The organism is Frankia sp. Mgl5 (assembly GCF_023242985.1).
GTDB lineage: Bacteria > Actinomycetota > Actinomycetes > Frankiales > Frankiaceae > Parafrankia > Parafrankia soli.
Window position 1 is genome coordinate 54434 of sequence record NZ_JALKFY010000678.1, and the last position, 6543, is coordinate 60976.

Annotated in this window: 4 protein-coding genes; 2 read left to right on the forward strand and 2 right to left on the reverse strand. The window is 71.8% G+C overall.

Annotated elements, in window-relative coordinates; translation table 11 throughout:
- The first annotated feature begins 89 nt into the window (after positions 1-89).
- The gene (locus MXD62_RS23755; protein ID WP_248831668.1) at positions 90-1682 is read left to right on the forward strand and encodes a lipopolysaccharide biosynthesis protein; all 1593 of its coding nucleotides are present in this window, start codon (positions 90-92) and stop codon (positions 1680-1682) included.
- Between the two features lie 645 nt (positions 1683-2327).
- On the opposite strand, the gene MXD62_RS23760 is transcribed toward MXD62_RS23755, so the two are convergent.
- Positions 2328-3764, reverse strand: a complete 1437-nt coding sequence (locus MXD62_RS23760) for a hypothetical protein (protein ID WP_248831669.1) — start codon at positions 3762-3764, stop codon at positions 2328-2330.
- A gap of 720 nt (positions 3765-4484) precedes the next feature.
- Between MXD62_RS23760 and MXD62_RS23765 the strand changes: the two genes are divergently transcribed.
- Positions 4485-5756 (forward strand): glycosyl hydrolase, encoded by a 1272-nt coding sequence (locus MXD62_RS23765; protein WP_248831670.1) that lies wholly within the window; start codon positions 4485-4487, stop codon positions 5754-5756.
- A gap of 61 nt (positions 5757-5817) precedes the next feature.
- On the opposite strand, the gene MXD62_RS23770 is transcribed toward MXD62_RS23765, so the two are convergent.
- The coding region (locus tag MXD62_RS23770) for an SDR family oxidoreductase (RefSeq protein WP_248831671.1) at positions 5818-6543 on the reverse strand (726 nt) is incomplete at its 5' end.

A 6543-nucleotide genomic window follows, 5' to 3' on the forward strand; every position in this document is an offset into this window, starting at 1 on the left:
CACCTGCCGCCCAAAGGGCTTGCGTCAGCGTCCGCCCAGGCGCGGCTGACCGGCACCTCGCCACGCGCCTGCCCTGAGGCGGGCGCCGCGTGAGCCGCTCCTCTCAGCAGGGCACGGAGTCCGGCCGGGCCCCATCAGCCCCGTCGCTGATCCGCATCCTGAAGCCGCGCTGGATGGTGATCGCCATCTCGGTGGTCATCCTGTCCGCGCTGGCGATGATCATATCCAAGCAGCAGGCGGCGACGTTCCAGGCGAGCTCGCGTATCTTCCTCGACACCTCGGACCAGACCCTTGGCGCGAACTCGGTCGACGCGGGCCGCTTCGTGCAGACCCAGGCCCAGCTCGCGACCTCGACAGCGACTCTGGACGAGATCGCCGCCAAGCTGAAGACCACCCGAGCCGACGTCGCGGACCGCCTGACGACGACCCCGTCGGACGAGGGGTACTTCTTCACGATCACCGGTACCGGCACCAGCGAGCAGGCCGCGATCGACTTCGTCAACGCCGCGACGGCCGCCTACACCTCCCAGCTCGGGAAGTCCGGCGCCGGTGACGAGACGTTGGTCGACACGCTCACCAGGATCCGGAACGAGAAGGCAACCCAGCTCCAGGGCCTCGACCAGCAGGCCCAGACCCAGGAAGGCGGGGCGTCGGACCCCGGGCTGACGAACCAGCGTCTCGTGCTCCAGGACGAGGTGAAGGCGCTCAACACCCGGATCACCGAGGCCGGTGTGAACGTCGCCGCGGCGCCCACCACGATCCGGCTCGCCGAACCGTCGCGGTCGGAGGGGCAGGTCGCGCCGAGTCTGTTCCGCAACGTCCTCGTCGCGGCGCTGCTCGGCCTGTTCGGCTCCGCGGCCGGGCTGTGGATCATGTACCAGCGGCGCCCGACCATCCTCGACCCGCACAACTCGGCGGACCTGATGGGCGTGCCGCTCATCGCGGACCTGCCGGCGAGCCGGACGAGCGCGAACGCGGCGGAGACACTGGTCTCGGCCATGTCGGCGGTGATGTCACCCACCAGCAAGGTGGTGGCCTTCACCCCGGCGTCCCGGACGGACCTCAGCTCCGAGCTGGTCGCGGCCGTCGCCGCCGCCTGGTCGGACGACCAGGGCGTGGTGCTGATCCTCGACACCTCGGCGCAGTCGGAGGTCCGCGCGTCGCTGGAGGGGCTGCCCCGGCCCACCTCGGCCGAGCTGCCCCGCTGGGCGCACGAGCCGACCTGCCTGGCCCGCTCCTCGGGGACGGGCCGCGGCCACATCCTCTACAACCGGGTCTCGCCGGCCCGGGCCGCCCGCCCGGGGGGCCTCGCGCCCATCCTGGCCGACCGCGCGCCCGTGGTGGACCTCGTCATCCTCGTCACCGCCGCGCTCGCGGACCTGCCGATGACCGCCGCCTCGGCGATCCAGGCGGACGCCGTCGTCGTCATCACCTCGCCCGACACCAACCTCAAGGAGCTCGAGCAGGTGCCGCGCGACTGGCCGGCCCTGGCCGAGCGGGTCGTGGGTGTCGTGCACGACGGCCGCACCGCGGTGCGCCGCAACGCGGGCGGCGGGCGCGGCTCCTCGCAGGCCGCGGTCGAGTCGATCACCTCGGCCTCCCCGGTGGGCGGCGAGGCGGCCAGCCGTGCCCCCCGCGACACCGAGGCGACGGACCGCTACGCGCGCCCCGCGAAGCGCTGAGTCAGGCAGTACCGGCAGCAGGCAACACAGACACCACAAGAGGCAGCCGCCGCCCGAGGTACGAAGGACGGGTGGCGGTCAGGCCCCGCCAGGCACGGTAAGAGGCACCACCCCCACAAGCCCGGGACCCACGGGTGGCGGGGACGCTGGACCGCACCGAATGAGGGGCGGGCCGGCCGGGATTTGGCAGAGTCCCGGCCGGCCCGCCCCTCGCTGTTTCCGTGCCTGGGAACCCGCCGGTCCGGGCTGGGAGATGCGTACGCCCGAAACGATCGTGCTCGGGCCGGCGGGGGCAGGCTGGGGTGGCGCAGGCACGGGTCGGGCCGGGCCTGGGCGGCGCTGACCCGGGGCCAGGGCCGGGGCGCGGGGGCCGGGCGGCGTAGGCCCAGGGCTGGGGCGCGGGCCATGCGCGGAAACGGGTGAATATCTATCGCTTCCGGCCTTCTCCGTGGTCCCCAGCGCCCCTACGCCCGTCGCCGGCTCGATGGCGCGGCCGCCACGAGCAGCGGTCGATCCTGGTGTTCCGCGGAACCGGAACGCGCTCAGACCGCGACCACCCCGAACCGCAGCCGAACTTGGCGCTCCGCCAACGACGAGGACACACCCGGATGCTGTCGCAGTGCCAGGGGATGCCCTCGAAGGGCTTCAGACGGAGCGCTGGGCCGGCGTCAGGCGACCGGGCGGTGGTGGTGAGCCGGGATCGGCCGGGGGGCTTTCCCTGCTTCGGCTCCAGCGTTCGTCCTCCGGCGTGGCGGTGAACCACGAGACCAGCAGCATGCCGAGCGCGGTGACCACCGGGCTCAGTAGACCACCGGACAGAATGCTGTAGAAGACGATGACCGACCCGGACAATACGAACGACGGCGAACCGCGTACGAACATGGCCATGACGAACGCCAGGAACGCCACCGTCCCGATCACGCCGTACTCCAGTACCAGTTTCGGGAGGAGAGCGTAGTTCAGCGGCAGGCTGGTCTTCAGGTAGAAGGCCGCGGCGTCCCGGTCGGCGAATCCGGGGCCGGAGCCGAACAGGACCGTCAGCGGATCCTTGTCCAGCGCCTCCCAGGTGCGGGTGTAGGGCTGGACGAACCGCAGGCTTCCGCTGGAGTTGTTCGACGATGTCTCGGTCGCCCGTTGGGCGAAGATATCGGCCGCCGGGGTGAAGCTCAGGATGAGGACGACGATGCTCACGCCGACCAGCGCCGTCGTGGCGAACCGGGCGCCCTTGTGTACCGACAGCAGTACCAGGGCGGCGGCCAGCAGCAGGACCCCGGTACCCGAGACCGTGGAGAGCAGGGCGAGCACGTACATCACGTATCGCCACCAGCTGCCGCCGCGCAGGACACAGACGACGATGCCGAACCCGAGGAACTGCGAGCAGAAGGACGGCTCGAGGGAGATGAAGGCGTTCGACTTGTAGAGGTGCGATCCGTACTGGACCGGGTAGCTCGTGTTGAACCCGTGCATCCGGAAGTCGGCCGGGATGAAGCTCAGGACGTCGGTGTACTGCCAGCCCACGAGCTGGATCGCGAACTGGAACAGCGCGATCCCGGCGAGGATCGTCGTGAGGTTCACGAACCGGTCGAGCAGCTTGGGGAACAACGCGCGCGAGTCGGCGGGGGCGAGCCCGAAGCACAGCGGGATGTAGGTGCCGAAAAGCAGGATGAGCGAGGTGAGGGCCGTGTCGTCGAGCTCGCGTAGAAAGGACACCAGGCCGGCCGCGCAACAGGCGGTCATGGCGAGCAGGTAGGCGCGCAGGCGGCCGACGTTCACCTGGATGTCGCCGCGGCTCATCATCACGATCACGCCGACGATGGTGATCGGCAGGATGAGCTGGAGCTGGGCGCCCGCCACGGGGATGGCGAGCCTCTGCAGAAAGATGTTGCAGAACAGCAGGACCGTCAGGGTGTTGAGGATCCGCGCGTTCTCCGGGCGCCGGTCGGCGGCCTCCGAGGTGGGGATCACCCACGAGCGTGGAATCCTCGTGGTGAGGGTGGTGGTGACCACCAGTTCCCGCCCCCGTTCCTGCTGCGTCGGATGTCTCGCCCGCGCCGTCGTCCCCGGCCGGGACAACCGCTTCAACGCCACCGCCCACCGGGTACGGCCGGTCGCTCTCGCACTACCGGGCCGCCTCGGGGGCCGGTCGGCCCCACCCCGTTGGTTGGTGCACCACCGGTTGGTCCCACCCGGGTCATGCGGGGGGTGCGGACGGCGGGTCAGTGGTCGGCGGTGTTCTCCCACCCGAGGGTCTGGCGTCGGCTCGGGGCGACAGTGTATCCGTGGGCGGATTGCCCTCTCGTGCGGCCCGCTCGGGCCTTACGCGACCGGGTATCGTTAGTAAACCTCACGTGGCGTCATGGTTACGACAGGTGGCGGCGGGGGAGCATGTCGTATTGATCTACCGGTCCCGTGAATAATGAGCGAGTAGCAAGAGGCGCAAGGAACTGACCATGCTGCGCGCCTCGCCGGGGAACCGGTCGGGCTCGCACCCCGTTGGGCGGTCAGGGGGCAGGAAACGGACGTCTCCGGCGGCGTGACCGGCCCGCTGGCCGAGCTGATCGGCCTCGGGGCGCGGGTGCCCCGTTCGTCGGGAGGCGAGCGAGCAGGTCCGGCGCGGGCCTCGTTCAGTAGCGGGCGTGGTCCGGCAGTGGGCCGGAGACGGCCAGGTCGGTGTGGCCACGTCGGCGCGGGCGTGGCCGGGGCGGAGCACAACCGGGATCGCGGTCTGCGGTGCTCCGTCGATCTTTCGTCATCAGACAGTCACCAGGGCGCGGGCGGCGCGTCGTCGACGGAGGTGGGGGCGTGGAACATCGCCGTGGGGATGCCGGCGACCCAGGTTCTTCGTCCGGCGAGGAACCACCGCGGGACTCGTCCGACGACTACGCCGGTAACGCCCAGTACGCCGGCGACGTCCAGGCATCCGGGTCGCCGCGGGCAGGCGGCCGTCGCGGCCCTCGCTCCAAGTGGGCGGCGGGTCCCGCCGGCGGCCAGCCGGGGCGCCGGCGCCGCGTCCTGCTGCTCGGGGGCATCGGCGCGGCGATGGCCGTGGTCCTGCTGGCGGTCGGGATCGTCGTGCTGACCGGTGGGGAGGACGAGCCCCCGACCACGCATCCGACGACCGGCGGCGTGAGCTGGGTCTCCGGTGCCAACGCCAACCCGCCGAACGACCTCGCCGGCTGGGAGAAGTGGATCGGCCGGCCCACCGACATCGCGATGGTCTTCACCGCCCGGACGAACTGGCAGACCATCACCCAGGCCGACTGGCCGATGTCCGACTTCCGCCCCGAGACCTACCCGGGCAAGCTCTCCGTCGCCCAGCCGCTGTTCCCGCAGAGCGGCAGTGAGGCGGCGTGCGCCCGCGGGGACTATGACAGCCACTGGCGCGACTTCGGCACCACGATGATCCGCAACGAGCGGCCGGACGCGATCGTCCGCCTCGGCTGGGAGTTCAACGGCGACTGGTTCTGGTGGCATCCTCGCGACACCGTGGCCTGGAAGACCTGCTTCCGGCGGGCGGTCGCCGCGATGCGGTCCACCGACCCCCAGGTCAAGATCGACTGGAACATGACCGCGCACCGGGACACCATGCCCAACGGCGACAACGTCTGGGACGCCTACCCCGGCGACGACGTCGTCGACATCATCAGCATCGACGCCTACGACTCCTACCCGGCGTCGCCCACGCAGAAGATCTTCAACAGCCAGTGCAACCGGGCCTCCGGCGCGTGCTCGGTGGCGGCGGCCGCACGCGAGCGCGGCAAGCAGTTCGCCGTCCCCGAGTGGGGCCTGGTCCGCTCCACCGGCGGCGGCGGCGACAACCCGTTCTACGTGGAGAAGATGTACGAGCTGTTCGTCGCCAACCGCGACATCCTGGCCTACGAGGGCTACTACAGCGCCTCACCGGCCGAGACCGAGAACGTCGGCTCGTCGCTGCACAACCCGACCGCGAACCCGGAGAGCGCCAAGCGGTACCTCGAGCTGTTCGGGCCACGGGTGAGCGCCGCCCAGGCCGGCGCCGGGACCTCGACCCCGGCCGGAGCCGCCCCGCTGGGCGGCGACCCCGGCTCCTCCTGACCACCCGCTCCGCCCCGCGGCTCGGCCGGGGCGGAGCCCGGTCCGGCCTCCGCGGATCGGGCTAGTAGCTCTTCTTGGCGGGGCGCAGGTGTAGTTCGGTGATCTCGGCGGTGCGGGGGAGACGGGTCAGGTAGGTGACCAGGCCCGCCACGTCCTCGGCCTGGATCAGCAGCTCGGGCCGGTAGGGCCGGCCCTCGCGCAGGAAGATGGTCTCCTGGCGCGGCGTCGCCGTCCGGCCGAGGTGGATGGACACCACCCGGATGCCGTCGGCGTTGACCTCCTGGCGCAGGCTGTCCGCGACCGCCCGCATCGCGTGCTGGGTGGCCGCGAACTGACTGGTGCCGGCACCCGCCCGGACCCCCTGCGACGAGTTCATGACGATCACGTCGGCGCCCGGCTCCTCCGCCGTGCCCGACGCCTCGGGCGCGCTTTCCGACGCCGCCGCGCGCAGGGCGGGGAGCAGGCGCTGGGTGAGGGCGAACGGGCCGCGGACGTTCGCGGCGTACTGGGTGTCGAAGTCGTCGACGGAGGCGTCCTCGATCCGGGAGGTGAGGTAGCCCCCCGCGCTGTGGACGAGCAGGTGCACCCGGCCGTATCGGCTGACGGTGTCCGCGGCGAACCGGTCCACCGCGGCGGTGTCGGTCAGGTCGAGGCGCACCGGCACGAGCGTCCCGGCGCCGGGCGCCACCGAGGTGGCGCCGGAGGCCGTGCCGTCGGTCGGGTCGGCCGCGCCCGCCTCCTTGGCCAGGGCGTCCAGGCGGGCCTGGTCGCGGCCGAGGGCCAGCAC